Origin of the sequence: Sphaerimonospora thailandensis (genome assembly GCF_016863115.1) — a bacterium.
Classification (GTDB): domain Bacteria; phylum Actinomycetota; class Actinomycetes; order Streptosporangiales; family Streptosporangiaceae; genus Sphaerimonospora; species Sphaerimonospora cavernae.
In genome coordinates, this window is record NZ_BOOG01000044.1 from 18,717 (window position 1) to 34,267 (window position 15,551).

The 15,551-nt window shown below is 67.3% G+C and carries 14 protein-coding genes; 3 read left to right on the forward strand and 11 right to left on the reverse strand.

Features of this window, described 5'->3' with window-relative positions; translation table 11 throughout:
- The first annotated feature begins 44 nt into the window (after positions 1–44).
- Complete coding sequence (locus Mth01_RS21535) at positions 45–1,523, forward strand: AAA family ATPase (RefSeq protein ID WP_239089883.1); 1,479 nt, start codon at positions 45–47, stop codon at positions 1,521–1,523.
- Between the two features lie 80 nt (positions 1,524–1,603).
- Here the strand turns inward: Mth01_RS21535 and Mth01_RS21540 are convergent, their stop codons facing one another.
- The 3 genes from Mth01_RS21540 to Mth01_RS21550 all read right to left on the reverse strand — a co-directional run bounded on the left by Mth01_RS21540 (position 1,604) and on the right by Mth01_RS21550 (position 4,205).
- Positions 1,604–1,879, reverse strand: coding sequence for a type II toxin-antitoxin system RelE family toxin (locus Mth01_RS21540; RefSeq protein WP_204017718.1), 276 nt, complete (start codon positions 1,877–1,879; stop codon positions 1,604–1,606).
- Positions 1,876–2,160, reverse strand: a complete 285-nt coding sequence (locus tag Mth01_RS21545; protein WP_204017719.1) for a type II toxin-antitoxin system Phd/YefM family antitoxin — start codon at positions 2,158–2,160, stop codon at positions 1,876–1,878. Before Mth01_RS21545 ends, Mth01_RS21540 begins: the two co-directional genes overlap by 4 nt.
- Before the next feature lie 77 nt (positions 2,161–2,237).
- Complete coding sequence (locus Mth01_RS21550; RefSeq protein WP_204017720.1) at positions 2,238–4,205, reverse strand: beta-propeller domain-containing protein; 1,968 nt, start codon at positions 4,203–4,205, stop codon at positions 2,238–2,240.
- Between the two features lie 105 nt (positions 4,206–4,310).
- Here Mth01_RS21550 and Mth01_RS21555 point away from each other — a divergent pair, with 105 nt between their 5' ends.
- Both Mth01_RS21555 and Mth01_RS21560 read left to right on the forward strand, forming a co-directional pair.
- Positions 4,311–5,867 (forward strand): succinic semialdehyde dehydrogenase, encoded by a 1,557-nt coding sequence (locus tag Mth01_RS21555; protein ID WP_204017721.1) that lies wholly within the window; start codon positions 4,311–4,313, stop codon positions 5,865–5,867.
- An 18-nt stretch (positions 5,868–5,885) separates the two neighbouring features.
- Positions 5,886–7,601, forward strand: a complete 1,716-nt coding sequence (locus Mth01_RS21560) for a GMC oxidoreductase (protein ID WP_204017722.1) — start codon at positions 5,886–5,888, stop codon at positions 7,599–7,601.
- Between the two features lie 83 nt (positions 7,602–7,684).
- Here Mth01_RS21560 and Mth01_RS21565 read toward each other — a convergent pair whose 3' ends face one another.
- From Mth01_RS21565 to Mth01_RS21600, 8 genes are all read right to left on the reverse strand, one after another.
- Positions 7,685–8,437, reverse strand: coding sequence for a hypothetical protein (locus tag Mth01_RS21565; protein ID WP_204017723.1), 753 nt, complete (start codon positions 8,435–8,437; stop codon positions 7,685–7,687).
- A gap of 21 nt (positions 8,438–8,458) precedes the next feature.
- A complete protein-coding gene (locus Mth01_RS21570) occupies positions 8,459–9,232 on the reverse strand; it encodes a phosphotransferase (RefSeq protein ID WP_204017724.1) in 774 nt (257 codons plus the stop codon).
- Entirely contained in the window at positions 9,229–10,992 is a 1,764-nt protein-coding gene (locus tag Mth01_RS21575) for a carbamoyltransferase C-terminal domain-containing protein (RefSeq protein WP_204017725.1), read from the reverse strand. The genes Mth01_RS21570 and Mth01_RS21575 overlap by 4 nt, the downstream gene beginning before the upstream one ends.
- A gap of 26 nt (positions 10,993–11,018) precedes the next feature.
- Positions 11,019–11,987, reverse strand: coding sequence for a glycosyltransferase (locus Mth01_RS21580; protein WP_204017726.1), 969 nt, complete (start codon positions 11,985–11,987; stop codon positions 11,019–11,021).
- On the reverse strand, positions 11,980–13,191 hold the full coding sequence (locus Mth01_RS21585; protein WP_308440825.1) for a glycosyltransferase family 4 protein: 1,212 nt from the start codon (positions 13,189–13,191) through the stop codon (positions 11,980–11,982). Before Mth01_RS21585 ends, Mth01_RS21580 begins: the two co-directional genes overlap by 8 nt.
- The gene (locus Mth01_RS21590; RefSeq protein ID WP_204017728.1) at positions 13,131–13,964 is read right to left on the reverse strand and encodes a class I SAM-dependent methyltransferase; all 834 of its coding nucleotides are present in this window, start codon (positions 13,962–13,964) and stop codon (positions 13,131–13,133) included. The genes Mth01_RS21585 and Mth01_RS21590 overlap by 61 nt, the downstream gene beginning before the upstream one ends.
- On the reverse strand, positions 13,961–14,956 hold the full coding sequence (locus tag Mth01_RS21595; RefSeq protein ID WP_204017729.1) for a glycosyltransferase: 996 nt from the start codon (positions 14,954–14,956) through the stop codon (positions 13,961–13,963). The genes Mth01_RS21590 and Mth01_RS21595 overlap by 4 nt, the downstream gene beginning before the upstream one ends.
- Positions 14,957–15,025: 69 nt before the next feature.
- The gene (locus Mth01_RS21600) at positions 15,026–15,535 is read right to left on the reverse strand and encodes an ATP-binding protein (protein ID WP_204017730.1); all 510 of its coding nucleotides are present in this window, start codon (positions 15,533–15,535) and stop codon (positions 15,026–15,028) included.
- Positions 15,536–15,551 lie beyond the last annotated feature (16 nt).

A 15,551-nucleotide genomic window follows, 5' to 3' on the forward strand; every position in this document is an offset into this window, starting at 1 on the left:
ATACGGTTAAGCGAACTGTATTTCAGTAGCGAGGTGATCGCTCGATGGTGGCCAAACCGGGACACATCTTCGACCGGGACTGGGAGTGGGAGGCGCTGACCTCCTTCGCGACCGGGGCTCAGGCGGAGGTCGCCTTCGGCGTAGTCAGCGGCCGGCGCAGGCAGGGCAAGACCTTCCTGCTCAAGAACCTGGCCGAGGCTCTCGGAGGCTTCTACTTCGAGGCGACGGAGGGCACGGAGATCGAGCTGCTCCGCCTGTTCGGGATGGCGCTGGCCAGGCACACCGGCTCCCCGGTGGGCTACCCGTTCGCGGACTGGCGGGACGCGCTCACCTTCTTCTTCTCGCTGCCCAGGGACCGTCCGATGCCACTGATCATCGACGAGTTCCCGTATCTGATGAAGGCGAACCCCGCGCTTCCGTCCATCCTCAAGCAGGAGATCGATCTGCGCGGCCGCACACATGGCGGAACCAGCAACGCACGGGTGCTGATCTGCGGTTCCGCGCTGTCGGTGATGGGCAAGATCCTCGCCGGTCAGGCCCCGCTGCGGGGGCGGGCCCGTCTGGAGCTCGTGGTCCAGTCTCTGCCCTACCGGGACGCCGCCGAGTTCTGGGGCGTGTCGGACGATCCACGCCTGGCGGCGATGCTCCACGCGATCGTCGGCGGCACCCCGGCCTACCGGGACGAGTTCGTGCTGGGAGACCGGCCGACGTCGGCCGAGGACTTCGACGGATGGGTGGTCCGCACGGTCCTCGATCGGCGGACGTCTCTCTTCCGTGAAGGCCGCTACCTGCTGGCGGAAGAGTCCGACATCCGTGACCCCGCCCTTTACCATTCGGTTCTCTCCGCGGTCGCGGAGGGGAACAACACCTGGGGCGGCATCGCGGGGCACATCGGCTACAAATCATCCGATATCGCCCATCCGCTCAATGTCCTCGAGGGCTGCGGGCTGCTGGTCAAGGAGAAGGACGCCTTCCGATCGGGACGGACGCGCTACCGGATCGCGGAACCGCTCATCACCTTCTATCAAGCGATCATGCGTCCGGAGTGGACGGACCTCGGCCTCGGCCTCGGCGAGGAGGTCTGGCGTCGCTCCCGGCAGCGCTTCCTGTCCAAGGTGATGGGGCCGCATTTCGAGACGCTCTGCCGGGAGTACGCGTTGCGCTATGGCAGGGAGCACTTCGGTGAGGGCGGCATCGGCGAGATCGCGGCCGGCACGGTGGCCGACCCCGCGGCCAAGACCCAGATCGACGTGGACGTGGCCGTCCTTGGCCCGGCCTACCCCGGCGAGCCCCGGACGATCAGATCCCTGGGCGAGGCCAAGTGGGACAAGGTGATGGGCCTGCGCCACCTGGAACGCCTCCGCCGAGCCCGCGACCTGCTGTCGGCCAAGGGCTACGACACCTCCGGAACCGCACTGGCCTGTTACAGCGGCGCCGGCTTCGACGGCGACCTCCGGGCCGAGGCCCGCAAGGACCCCGCCGTCCTCCTCGTGGACCTGCCCATGCTGTACGGCCAGGCCTGACAAGGAGTGCGTCTGATCGACGAGGGGTGGGACCGGTAGGAACAACTTTCAGCGAGCGTGCTCGTCGGCGTGACCGAGATTCAGCGCGACCGGTAAGCATCCGCCCGATGCTGAACAGAGGCCACCTGGACCACGACCTGGCCATCGTCGATCAGATACAGCACGCGGTAGTCGCCTCGACGCGCCGACCACTGCGGGGCCAGAGGCTCGTCCAGTGGCTTGCCCACGCGATGGGGGTTGTCCAGCAGCGGTCCTGTGATGAACTCCCACACGGCAGGCACGATCTTAGCCGGCAGTCTCTCGGCGAGATCCTGCTTGGCCCGGCGGGTGAGCCGGAGCTCGTACCGCTCACTCACAGACGACCAGACCGGCGAAGCTCGGCTTCCACCTCAGCCTGGGAGTACACCCGTCCGGCCGCCAGGTCGGCCAGTCCCTCCCGGATAGCGGCCACTGTCTCGTCATCGGCGAGGATCTCGATCATCTCGCGCATCGTGTCATAGTCGTCTGCCGAGAGAAGCACGGCAGCGGGCACGCCGTTGCGAGTGATCGTGAAACGCTCGTGTGTGCTTCCTGCTGATTCGACGATGCCGGACAGGCGGGCACGTGCGTCCGCCAGAGGAACTACTGTCGCTGTCATGTACAGAATTATAGACAAGTCGGTGATGGGATTCCAGCACGGCTCCCGTCGCCCGGGCGGGAGCCGTACGACATCGGTCAGGTGAAGGGGATCCACGTCTGGTCGGCGAGGGTGTCGATGGCGCTGACCTTGAGGCCGAGGTCGGAGACCGTCCACACGCTGTCGCCGATGACGACGCAGCGCCGGATGCCCTGGTCGGCGGGGGCGAAGTCGGTGCGCTGCGGCTTCGGGGCCGCCGGGTGCTCGATCAGGCCGGCCCTGGCGATGCCGTCGTCACCGACCCGCAGGACCAGCGCCGCGCTCCCGTTCGGGCCGTCGCCGGTCCAGTTCATGAGCGGGAGCATGGCCAGGCGGGACGGCTCCCAGTAGAGGAAGGCGTGCGGGTCCCACTCGACCTCGGAGCCCGAGTCCCGCTGGTGGAAGCGGGACAGGAGCCGGGGCCGGGCCGGGTCTGCCACGTCGAACAGCGAAATCTGGGTGCCCTGCGCGCGGCCCTGCTTGTCCGCCTCCTGACCGATGCCGATCAGCCGCCCGGGACCACCGGGATGGAGGTAGGCCGAAAAGCCGGTGATCTTCAGCTCTCCGGTGACCTTCGGCGCGGCCGGGTCGCGCAGGTCCAGCGTGTACAACGGGTCGGTCTGCCGGAACGTCACCACGTAACCGAGGTCGCCGATGAAACGGACCGAGTAGATCCGCTCGCCCCGGCCCAGGCCGGTCACCTCACCCTTTTGAGTCAGTGTGTCGGCGTTCAGCACGTAGACGCCGCTCTCGCTCCTGCCGGGGCTCGCGCCGAAGACCTCGGCGCCGCTGGTCGTCGCCACCCGCAGGTTGCCCGCGTTCTCGGACAGTGAGTACTGGTTGAGCAGCCGTCCGGGCACGCTCCCCGAGGCGACGTACCGCGGCGTGCCGATCCCGCTGACGTCGAACCGGTGCACCTCCGTACGCTCCGGCGGTTCGGCCGCCCCGCTCGCACGTGCCTCGCCGGAGGCCGCCGGCCCGCCGAACCACCACCGGGGGTTGCTGGTGACGTAGAGGCTGCTCCGCGTGCCGTACACGGTGTCGCCGTCGGCGGCCACACTGATCGGCGCGTCTGCGGCGAGCCCGCCGTTCAGGTCGCCGTTCAGGTCGATGGTGTGGATGGTCAGCATCGAGGTTCCGGTGAACTCGGCCGGGTGGCTCACCCGGTCGCAGCTCACCCGCTCGGTACGGCTCGCGCCGCCGGACTCGATCTCGTACGTCGGCAGCCACGCGTCGATGGGCGCGGCCAGCACCGCTTCGCGGTTGCGCTGGAGCAGCTTCGGCTCGGGCGTCTCCGGCTCCTGCTGCGGGAAGACGATCTCCGGCTGAGATCGTACGACGATCCGTACGGTCGACCCGACCTGGCGGGCGTCGACGTGCGAGCCGTTGACGGTCATCGCGCCGAGCACCTTCGGCTGCGCCCCGGACAGGTCCACCAGCACATAGCGCGGCCCGGTCGGCCCCGGGCGGACCTTCGCCGTCGCACCGAACGGCAGGATGCCGCCGCCCTCGAACAGCACGAGCGCGCGGTCCCCGGAGACGAGCAGATCGGCCGGGGCCCAGCTCTGCTCCTCAGGAACGAGTCGCAGCGTGCCGGTGACCTGCCGCGTCGCGGTGTCGATCACGCGGAGCACACCCCGGTTGACGATCATCAGCCGCTTGCCGTCGGTCTTCACCAGGTCCGGCTCGTCCACCCCGGCCTCGTGCACGTTGGTGGTGGAGTACGACTGGCCGCCGGTGTCGGAAAGGGCGGTCGGCAGCTGCTTGCCGGCGGCCACGCTCTCCCGGGCGAACATCGGAACCATGGTGTCGAGGCCCCACGGCGTCACGTGTTCCGCCGTGGCGGCACGCAACCCGCTGAGCATCTCGTCACAGTTCGGATAGGAAACCAGCCTGATCTGGCCGGTCAGGTCCACCGACGTGGGCTCGGCCGGGCCGGATGGCGGTGCCGTACGGCCTCCGGAGCATGCCGCGGTCAGCAGCCCGGCGAGGGCGAGCACGCCCGCCGTACGCATCAATGTCCTCATGCCCCTACCACGGATAGGTAGATCCGCCGGTTCGCCGTCCCGTCGTCTTGAAGGTTTTCTTACCGATCAGTAGCCAGTTTTTCGACGCCGGAATATTCTTCCGGTATGGCTGCCACGATTCGGGCACTCGACGCCGCGTTGGTCGATCGGGTCCTCAAACATGTCGCCTCAGAGGGTAAAACCACGGAGATCCCGGCGCCCTTCACCGGGGAGCCGCTGGCCGAGGTCCCGGTCTCCACAGCCGAAGACGTCCGTACGGCCCATGCCCGGGCCAGGGCGGCGCAGGAGGCATGGGCGGCGCTGCCGATCAGGGAGCGGATCGAGCCGTTCCTGCGCCTGCACGACGCGATGCTCGACCGCCGGGCGGAGCTGCTCGACATCGTGCAGTGGGAGACGGGCAAGGCGCGGCGGCACGCGTACGAGGAGGTGCTCGACGCCGCGGGCTGCACGCTCTATTACGCGCGTCGCGCACCGGGGCTGCTGTCGCCGCATCGGCGGCAGGGCATCTTCCCGATCGCCACCAGGGTCACCGAGCTGCGCCATCCCAAGGGCGTGGTCGCTGTGGTCAGCCCGTGGAACTACCCGCTGGCGCTGGGCGTGAGCGACGTGACCCCGGCGTTGATCGCGGGGAACGCGGTGGTGCACAAACCGGACACGCAGACCCCGCTGTCCGTGCTGTGGACGATCGACCTGCTGGTCGAACTGGGCATGCCGCGCGACATCTGGCAGGTGGTGCTGGGCGATCCGGCCGACATCGGCGATCCGCTGCTGGACGGCGCGGACTATGTCGCGTTCACCGGATCCACCCGGGCCGGTCGGAAGATCGCCGAGGAGGCCGCCAAGCGGCTCATCGGCTGTTCACTGGAGCTCGGCGGCAAGAACCCGATGATCGTGCTCGACGACGCCGACCTGGAGGTGGCCGTGCAAGGGGCCGTCCGGGCCTGTTTCACCAACGCCGGCCAGCTGTGCATCTCGATCGAACGGCTCTACGTGCACGAGTCGATCGCCGACGCGTACTGCGACAAACTGACGCGGACGGTGCGGAACATGAAGATCGGCGCGAGCCTGGACTGGGACCTGCAGATGGGCTCGCTCACTTACCGGCGGCAGCTTGAGGCGGTGTCCGCGCACGTGGCCGACGCCGTGGACAAGGGGGCCAGGGTGCTGGCCGGGGGCAGGGCGCGACCCGATCTCGGCCCGCTGTTCTACGAGCCGACGATCTTGGACGGGGTCACCGAGGAGATGTCCGTCTGCCGCGACGAGACGTTCGGCCCGGTCGTCTCGATCTACCGCTTCGCGGATGAGGACGAGGCCGCCGAGAAGGCCAACGACACGCCGTACGGCCTGAACGCGTCCATCTGGACCGGTGACCTCGCCAGGGGGCGGGCGCTCGCCGCCCGCCTCAGGGCCGGCACGGTCAACATCAACGAGGGGTACGCCTCGGCCTGGGGGTCGCATGACGCGCCGATGGGCGGGATGAAGGCGTCGGGCCTCGGCCGCCGCCACGGGACGGAGGGACTGCTCAAATACACCGAGGGCCAGACCATCGCCGGCCAGGCCACCTGGCTGGGGTTCGAGCCGATCCTCGGCATGACGTACGAGAAGTACGCCGACACCCTCGCCGTCGTCCTCAAGACGATGAAGCGCCTCCACCTCAGATGAAATCCTGAAAGGCTCGACATGGACTACGACGTCGTCGTCATCGGGTCGGGGTTCGGGGGGAGTGTCGCGGCGCTCAGGCTGACCGAGAAGGGATATTCGGTGGGCGTCGTCGAGGCCGGCCGGCGCTTCGACGAAAGATCGCTACCGAAGAACTCCTGGCGGGCCAGGGACTTCCTGTGGGCCCCCGCGCTCGGTCTGAAGGGCATCCAGCGCATCCACGTCCTGCGTGGCGCGAGCGGCGTCATGGTGCTGGCCGGAGCGGGAGTCGGCGGCGGTTCCCTCGTCTACGCCAACACCCTCTACCAGCCGCTCGACCCGTTCTTCGCCGACCCCCAGTGGAGCCACATCACCGACTGGAAGGCCGAGCTCGCCCCCTACTACGACCAGGCCGAACGGATGCTCGGCGCGGTCATCAACCCCACGATGACCCCGGCCGACGAGGTGATGCGCAAGGTCGCCGAGCGGATGGGCGTGGGCGACACCTTCCATCTCGCCCCGGTCGGCGTCTTCTTCGGCGAGCCCGGCGTGGAGGCCGACGATCCGTACTTCGGCGGGGTGGGACCACGTCGACGCGGCTGCACCGAGTGCGGCGAGTGCATGACCGGCTGCCGGCACGGCGCCAAGAACATGCTGATCAAGAACTACCTCTATCTGGCCGAGAAGGCCGGGGCGAAGGTCCATCCCGAGACCACGGTCACCGGTGTCCGCCCGATGGAGGGCGGCTACGAGATCGCGGTCCGCCGTACCGGCCCGTTCGGCCGCACCCGCACGCTCACCGCCCGCCAGGTGGTCTTCGCGGCCGGGACGTACGGAACCCAGCACCTGCTCCATCGGCTCAGGGCGACCACGCTGCCCCGGCTGTCACCCCGGCTGGGCGTGCTCACCCGGACGAACTCCGAGGCGCTGCTCGGCTTCGAACGCCTCACCCTCAAGGGCGACAAGCTCAACCGCGGCGTGGCGATCACCTCGTCCATCCACCCCGATCCGCAGACCCACATCGAGCCCGTCCGGTACGGCGACGGCTCCAACGCGATGGCCGCGCTGCGCACACTGCTGGTCGACGGGGGCGGGCGGGCGCCGCGCTGGCTGAAGTTCCTCGGCGCGGCCCTCCGGCGGCCTCACCTGCTGCCCCGGCTGTTCAACCTCAGGCGCTGGTCGGAGCGCGCGATCGTCGCCCTGGTCATGCAGGCCAAGAACAATTCCATCACCGTCACAGCACGACGTGGCCGGCTGCGGGCCGGACCCGGCCACGGCGAGCCGAACCCCACCTGGATCCCCGCCGGTCACGAGGCCGTACGGCACGCGGCGGAGGAGATCGGCGGCATGCCCGGGGGCAGCTGGCTCGACCTGTTCGACATTCCCGCGACCGCGCACTTCCTCGGCGGCTGCGCGATCGGCGACTCGCCGGACACCGGGGTCATCGACCCCTATCACCGCGTGTACGGCTATGAGGGGTTGCACATCGTGGACGGCTCGGCGATCTCCGCGAACCTGGGGGTGAACCCCTCGCTCACCATTACCGCCCAGGCGGAGCGGGCCATGGCGTTCTGGCCCAACAAGGGTGATCGCGATCCGCGTCCCGCGCTCGGCTCCGGTTACGTACGGCTCTCGCCCATCGCGCCGGCCCGTCCGGTCGTTCCGGCCTCCGCGCCGGGCGCGCTCCGCCTGCCCATCGTGGAGATCACCCACAGCCCGGGCTCTGGAGCCGGTGATCTGTCAGGACCTTGGCAGTGACAGGGCGGGCATCTGCGGCTGGCGGAGATACTGCCCACGCTAGAGGTGCTCTGTCCATCAGATCTACCTGGGGAATGCGCTCATCATTGCGGTAGCCCGTCAATCTGGAAGATCTCAGCGTCCCAGGTGTGCTCGTTCATGCCGTCAAAGAAGGACTGCCAGGGGGTGGCCGAGAAAGCGTCGCGCAACTGCTCGAAGTTCTCCAACGTCTTAGTCGCTGGCCTGCCCTGCTTTCTGATCTTCTGTTGTACCTTCACCGGTGTCACGCCCAGCCTCCTGAACACCCGGGCCAGGACGGCGTTCAAGCCCTGTGCCAGGTCTTCGTAGGTGATGGTGAGCGCGTTGTCGGGCATCGATCGCTGCTGGGCAAGCACGGCCTCGGCGGTGGAGGCGAACCAGTCATGGCAGTGCTTGGCATCGAGAGCGAACGTGACGGCGCTCGGCTGTGAGACGGCCTGGTCCGCCTCCACCATCCAGTTCCCAGTGCGGAGCGCGAGCGTGTGGGACACCAGCTGTTCGAGAAGGTTCCTGCGATACAGATGCAGCCGGGCCAGGGAGGAATCCTCCGCCAACAGCTCCCATACCTCGCTCCACGCCCGGCCGCCGCGCCCGTGGCCGAGGTGGAGAGGGAACCCGGCGGCCTGTACGCCATGCTCCTCTCGCCACAGCATCCGAAGGATGCTCCGGGCCGGCGTGGTGAGATCATAGGGGAAGTGGTGGACGGCCTTGTCGTTGAACGGCTCCCAGGCGCAGCGCACCCCCGGATGCTGCTCCAAGCTCGTGCGGAGCAGGTGGGTGCCGGTGCGCGCCTGGCAGAAGACGACGAATCTGTTCATGGATGGGGTCCGCGACACGCCTCAGCCAGAGCCCAGCAGGTGTTCGCGATTGGCGAGGATGTACTGAATGTCCTCCCGGTAGGCGTCGGTGTGCCGTTCGTCGCGCTGGCGGTCGAACCAGGGATCGCCCAGTCGGATCTTCGTCTCGATATAGGCGGCGATGGAGGAGAGTCGGACGATGAGCAGGTCGAGCAGCTCAGCCGGGGTAACGCCGCGCCCGTAGGCGTCGGCGAACAACCGCAGCCGTGCGGCTTGGTCGGGCACGAGGTCCCAGCCGAACGCCTTGGTGGAGCGGGGCGCGGAGAGCGGGACGAATCGGTGGGCGGCGTAGCACAGGTCCCAGATCCGGTTCGACGGCCCGGCGAAGTCCCAGTCGATGATCGCTGCCACCCTGGCCCCGTCGTAGACGACGTTGTAGGGTCCGAGGTCGTTGTGGCCGATGCAGTCGACGTCGGCGGGGATCGTGGTGCGGTACTGCCAATTGCCGGGCTCGGGAGACACGAACCCGGTCGTGGCGTCATGCATGGCCCGGATGGTGCGGGCGACCTGCGTCAGCGCCTCGTCTGAACGCTGCTGCTCGTTGAGCGGGTAGGTGCCGGGTTGACCCGTGATGTAGCTGAGCGTCTCGGTCGCGTCGTCGGTGGACAGGAACTTCGGTGCTTGGGTGAACCCCACACGTTCGAAGTGGCGCAGCAGTGCCTGGACGTTCGGACTCCACGCGCCGGCGGCTCGCACCACGGTGTCGCCGTGACGCACGGGAGCGGAGTGATAGCCGCCGCGCAGTTCGTCGGTCATCGCCGGTCCTCTCGATGATCGGCACCCGGGGTGGGTGTCGGAAACAGTGATGTCCGCCGTGGCAAAGGGCATCGGACGGGATACGCCTCATGGTTGTCGATCTCGATCCGGACGTCGTCCAAGTACAGGACGGAGAGCCCTTTGCGAAGGCAGAAGTTCATCGCCTGCGCCCCGGTCTCGATGATCGGCTCGTTGTGGTCGTTGAGTGAAGTGTTGCAGAGCAGAGGCACGCCTGTCTGCGCGGCAAACGCGCTGATCAGCTCATACAAGCCGACGTCGTCGGAGGGAGAGACCGTCTGCACGCGAGCGGTGCGGTCGAGGTGGGCCACCGCCGGGATGAGGTGACCGCGATCCGGACTGACGGTGAACGTCTGCAGCATGTACGGGGAGATGCGGTCACCGTCGAACCATGTCGGCATCTGGTCGGCCAAGACGATCGGTGCCACCGGCCGCCACCACTGCCGCCTCTTCAGTGCGTTAAGCATGTCCCGTGAGGCTGGGGTCCGTGGGTCGGCGAGGATGCTGCGGTGCCCCAGGGCACGCGGCCCGACCTCCGATCGGCCCTGGACCCAGGCGACCGGCCCGCGGATCAGGTCCGCGACCGCCGTTTCCTTCGCGTACGGTGTCACCGAGGAGATGTAGGGGCGGAATTCGGCGATCATCTTCTCCGGCCGGCCGGTGTCTCCTCCCAGGTAGGCCCCGGGGAACTGGAAGGAGAACCCATCGGGAAAGCGGCGCAGGAACTGGGCCAGGGCGAGGCCGATCGACTGGCCGCAGTCGCTCACCGAGGGCGTCTCCAGGAACGTCGCGAACCCGAAGCGGTCCATCATCGCGCTGTTGGTCGGACAGTTGAGCGCGTATCCGCCGGTGATGGCGAGGGCGGTGTCGGCAGGGTCGATGTCGAACCGGTCAAGCGCACGTTCGATCGTCTGAGCGATCAAATCGACGCTCGTTTGCTGAACGGCCTTCATCACTGCGCTCGCGATGCTGTCGGCGGTCGAGAATCGATCGTCGATGTCCTCCAATCCTTCGTGCCCGGCTTGATCCACCAACTGCTCCAGCCGCCGGGCGATCTCCTCGTCCGCGTCGCGCCCATCTGCCAGGTGGCGGCTGTATATCTCCAGGCCCGTGAACGGATTGCCAATATCGGGAGCGAGCCTGGCGCTGCTCGCGGTGGCCAATGCCATCAGGGTTCCTTCGCGCATCCGGAAGGCCCGTGAGGCTGCGGAGTAGAGCTTCGCCGGAGAGGGGATCGGGAACAGTTCGAACGAACCGTGGTCGGCGTAGCCACCGACATACCAGTTCTGCGGCTTGCGCTGGACCACCGAGTCCGGGGTGTCGTCGACAGCCAGGCCGAGTACCCGGCCCTCGAAGAAGTGGCGGGTGTCGGAGAGCATTCCGCCCAGCAGGTGGCAGCGGCTGTGATACGGCAGGTCGGGCACGGCCGTGGCGACCACGTCATGGGCGCCCGAGCCCAGTCCGGGAGTCCCCCAGATGTCCTTGACGTCGCTGATCCGCAATCCGACGCCATGGAGGAGTTCGCTCAGCAACTCGTGGAAGGCCGACTTGTTCTTCAAGGCCACACCATGGTGCTTATAGCCGGAGATGCGCTCGAATTCCCAGACCGCCACCAGCTCCACCGCCGTCCCTCGCTTGAGCCAGGCGGACATGTTCTGGTCATGCCGGACCCATGATCGATTCTCGCCGGGGGCGCTTCCTGGAGGGGCGATGTACGCGGAGATGTAGAGCCCGTCTTCCATAGTGTGCCTCTCTTTCCGACTCGTTCTCACTGATGTCGCCGAGCGGTCAGCCAGCACGCCGGGAACATCGCGCGGACCGACAGGTCCTGCCTGTGCAGGAAGACCCTGCCGATTCGGCGTGCGGTCAGTCCGAGACCGGCCAGCAGCAGGATCAGGGCCTTGGAACAGAGGACCTCGCCCTTGCGTAGCTGCCTGGCCACGCGCAGCAGCGCGATGACGGCGCGTTCTGAGCGACTGTGTACGGACTCGTAGAAGTCCAACTCGTTGATGAGCTTGAGGATCGGAGCGAAGTCGACGATCTGGCTGCTCGACAGGCTGTGGCCTCCGATGTGAGTCACACTGACCGAGGTGTCGATCGCCACCCCCCAACCGGCCTTCCGCAGCCGGTGGCAGGTGTCGATGTCCTCGACATAGACGAAGTACCGCTCGCAGATCCCACCGATCGTCTCGATGGCCTGCGGACGCAGGACTAGGCATGCGCCGACCACCCAGCCGGTCAGATGTAGGTGCGGGGAGAGCTGCCGCGTGAGCACGTCGACCGGGGTCTCGTTGAAGACACGGCGGGTCTCGCTCCGCACGGTGCGGAATTGGTGCGCGGTGACCTGTTCGACGCCGTCCGCGGACAGCAGGACCGGAGACACCGCCCCGAGCCGAGGAGTGTCGCGGAGGACGGCGGTCAGCTTGAGCAGGTCGCCGGGGGCGATGAAGCAGTCCGGATCGAGAAGCACGACGGCAGATGGGCCGATGTCCTCATCTCTGAGATGCGCCAGCGCCTGATTCACCGCAGCTCCGTACCCTCGGTTGTGCTCGTTGCCGATCACTGCGTCGGCCAGTCCCAGTCGCTGGAGTGCCTGCACGGTGTCATCGCGGGAGCGGTTGTCCACGACGACGGTGTAGAACGGCTCGGCGTTCTCGCGGAAGGGGCTCAAGCAGCGTGCGACTGTGGCCGCCGAGTTGAGCGTGACCGTGATGACGGCCACCGGGCCGTCAGCCATGTACGGCCTCCTGGTAGATCTGAAGCATTCGGGGGAGCACCCGTTCCCAGTCGCCCTCCGCGAGGAAGTGCCGTGTCGACGGGGCTCGGGTCTGCTCGCGGAGTTCTGGGTCGTAGGGTGCGGTCTCCAGGACCTCCGCCAACCGGTCGCCGAATTCCAGGGCGCCATCGGCTGGGTCCGGCAGAAGGATCGCCGGGGTGTCACCCAGGGCCTGCGGTGTCCCGCCTACCGCCGTCGCACACACCGGCGTCCCGCACAGCAGAGACTCCACGTTCGACAGACCGAACGGTTCGTAGATCGCCGGGGACACATGGAGCGCGGCCTTGGAATAGAGCTGCCGCATTCCCCGGCGGCCGAGCCCGGATTCGAGCCAGACGACGGTGTGCCGCTCAGGAACCTTGGCGAGCCACGCACGAAACTCGGCCGCGTCCGCATCGGATTCAGGGGAACCGGCACGCGCCACGAGGGTTGTCGGCCGACGTAACCGCCGCAGCGCGGCGAACAGGTACCGGTAGCCCTTCTGCTTGCTGATGCGGCCGGTCGCCAGGACGAACGGGCGATCCCAGGGGAGGACCCGCTGAGGCAGCGCGTCACAGGCGTCGTCGTGGTACCACTGCGCAACCTCGTATGCGGGCGGAACCACGTGACTGCGTTCGATGCCGTAGTGCTTCGCCAAGTCCCGCGCGATCGCCTCCGACACGCAGATCACGGTTGACGCGGCGTTCAGGGCCGCCATCTCGGTGTCCACCGCCCGCTCGAACAGGTCGCCGTGTCGCGCGGCCCGCCATGGACGGTCGGCCTCGATCGAGTGCACCGTGCTCAGGTAAGGGCGACCTGACCGCATCGCCGCGATATGAGCCGCCATCGAGTGCGTGTGCACGACTTGCCCGAAGGTCTCTTGAGCGAAGGAGTCGGCCAGAGTGCGGTGGACCCGATACCGCTGCGACCGGGCAGGGGCCGGCAGAGGGATGGACGTGCTCTGCTCTCGGGGCGAACCCCTCAGCAGAGTCACGCTTACATCGGTGACCCGTGACAGATGGCGGTGCAGTTCGTAGACGTGGATTCCGGCGCCTCCGCGGACCAAGGGCGGGAATTCGCTGCTGACAAGGTGGATGTGCGGGACGGCGCCATCCCTTCCCCCGTTCATGGTTTCTCTCCGACCACGATGTCCTGGAAATCCAGGTAGCGGGCGTTCCCGCGCCATGAACCCCACTTGATGTCCAGGAGACGGATGCCGACCGAGTCGCACATCTCCCGGATGTCGCTCTCGCGGTAGTTGATCACGTGCTCGTCGCAGTCGTCGTGCTGGACGCGATATCCGTCGCGTTCGTAGGGGAAGGCGTAGCGGGCAGGAGCACCGATCGGCCCCACCGCGGCCGGGTTGTCGGGGCTCAAGAAGAACGTGCAGAGCAGTCTCCCGCCGGAGGCGAGGATCCTGCTGCATTCTCCGAGGTAGTTTGCGATCTCGCCGGGGAGCATGTGGGTGAAGACGGAGTTCGCCATGACGATGTCGTAGCGGTCGTCATCGGCGGGCAACGTGATCGCTGAGGCATCGTGAGATCCGTTCGGCGTGTAATAACCATTCCGAACGTCGATGTGGCGGAACCTCAGCTTCCTGTCCCGCGATGAGAGGTTCCGGCGACACCATTCGACCGCCGCCTCACGCGGGTCGACACCGATGTATTCACCGGTCTCGAGGTACCCCACCAGCGGCCAGGTCTTCCTGCCCAGGCCGCAACCTATGTCGAAGATGCGACTGGCGGGCGTGAGACCGGCCAGCGCCTTCAAGTGATCGAGATAAGCGAGCCCGTTCCGGCGGTACACCCATCGGCTCGATGGGCCTTCGTACATCATCTTCAGAGGCGGCCACGGCTGCCTGGGATACCGGAAGGAGACGTATCCATCGGCGACTTTCAGCGCGAGCCGGGCGAGTCGGGTGGGTCTGCTGCTCTCCAAGAAGGTCGAGTACCTGTTCATGAGGCGCTCTCCATGGTCAGCAGCGAGCGCTGCGCGACTCTGCGGTAGAGGCGCAGGTGCTCCTCGACGACGACGTCCTCGCTGAAGCGCTCAACCGACTTCTGCACCAGATCCGGTCGCAGGTAAGCGAGATCGTCCACGGTCATGGCCAGGGACTCCACGTCATGCCTGACGAACCCCGAGACGCCGTCCGCGACAAGTTCACTACATGCGCCGAGGTCGAGCGCGAGCACGGGCGTGCCGACAGACATCGCCTCCAGCATGACCAGACCCAGCGGCTCAGCAGGTCGGGAGAGGAAGAGCAAGGCGGCGCTGGTCCGCAACAGCAGCAGTCGAACAGGGTCGGCCACCTCGCCGACATGCACCAGTCGTCCGCCGAACCGGCTCCTGACCTCAGCGAACCACGTCTCGTTGCGGTGAGCGAGCGGTCCGGCGAGGATCAGCCGGCGACCCGTCGCAGCCGCGAGCCGGCACGCATCGACGATCCCCTTCTCGGGACGGACCTGTCCCAGGACCAGCAGATCCTTCGAGCGGGCTGTATCACGATCCAGTGACGGCGGCATGATGATCGGCCGTCCCCAACCTGCGAAGCCAACGTGCTTCAGGCCCCGGGCCTGGAACTCGGAAAGGTAGGCGAAACGGGCCGTCGGCGAAGCGGCGGGCAGTCGGTTGGTGTGCAGTGTGGTCACGACAGGGGTCGCGACGTACTTCTCAAGCCACTCGATCATCTCCGGATCGTGGTTGTGGACGACGTCGCACCGGGAGAGGACGTTGGCGTACCTCGCCATGTGCTCCGGATCCGGCGTTCCTCGACGCCCCACGTATGGCACCTCGAATGAGCGCGGCGACACGCGTGACCCCTTGGCGACCACGGTCAGTACCTCGACGCGCCGGCTCAACGCGACGGCGAGGCCCGCGACGATCCGACCGACCGCGCCGTAACCGGCCGGTGGAGTGTGCTCCCGTTGCAGGCCTATAAGGGCGATTCGCATTGGTGGTTCCGCCTCCTTACGACGTTCGATCTTCGATGCATGACAGAGCGCGACCTCGGCGATGTCCGATCATGCTCGACCCACCTCAGGGGCGCTGGGGCGAACCTGCTGGTCTGTCGGCTCGCCGTGCTGGCTTGCGGCCTTCACGATGGCGTCGGTCAGGCAGGGACCGGGCCCCAACACTGCCCAGATGATCTTTCCGTCGCCGAGGAGGTCTACTCCGACGTGCTCGGCAAGCTCGGCGACCAGGTACAGGCCGCGCCCACTGACGGCGTCAGGGGCGGGAACCTCTGCGGGGAAGTACGGCAGGGCGGTGGAGTAGTCACGCACTTCCAGCCGGACCCTGCCGTTGAGCAGGACCATCCGCAGCTCAAAGCGCCGGTCTCCAGCGTGCCGGACATTGCTGCACAGTTCGCTGGCGACCAGCATGCCTTGCTCCACGAGTGCCGACATTTCCCATAGGCGCAAGTGGGCCGCCACCTGGTGGCGGATCGGCCCCATCGCTTCGCTGCTGAACCGCTGATGCAAAGAGAACTGACCGTACGGGAGCGGCGGTTTCTCCCTGATTGCGGTATCCATCGCCCCTCCATGGGTG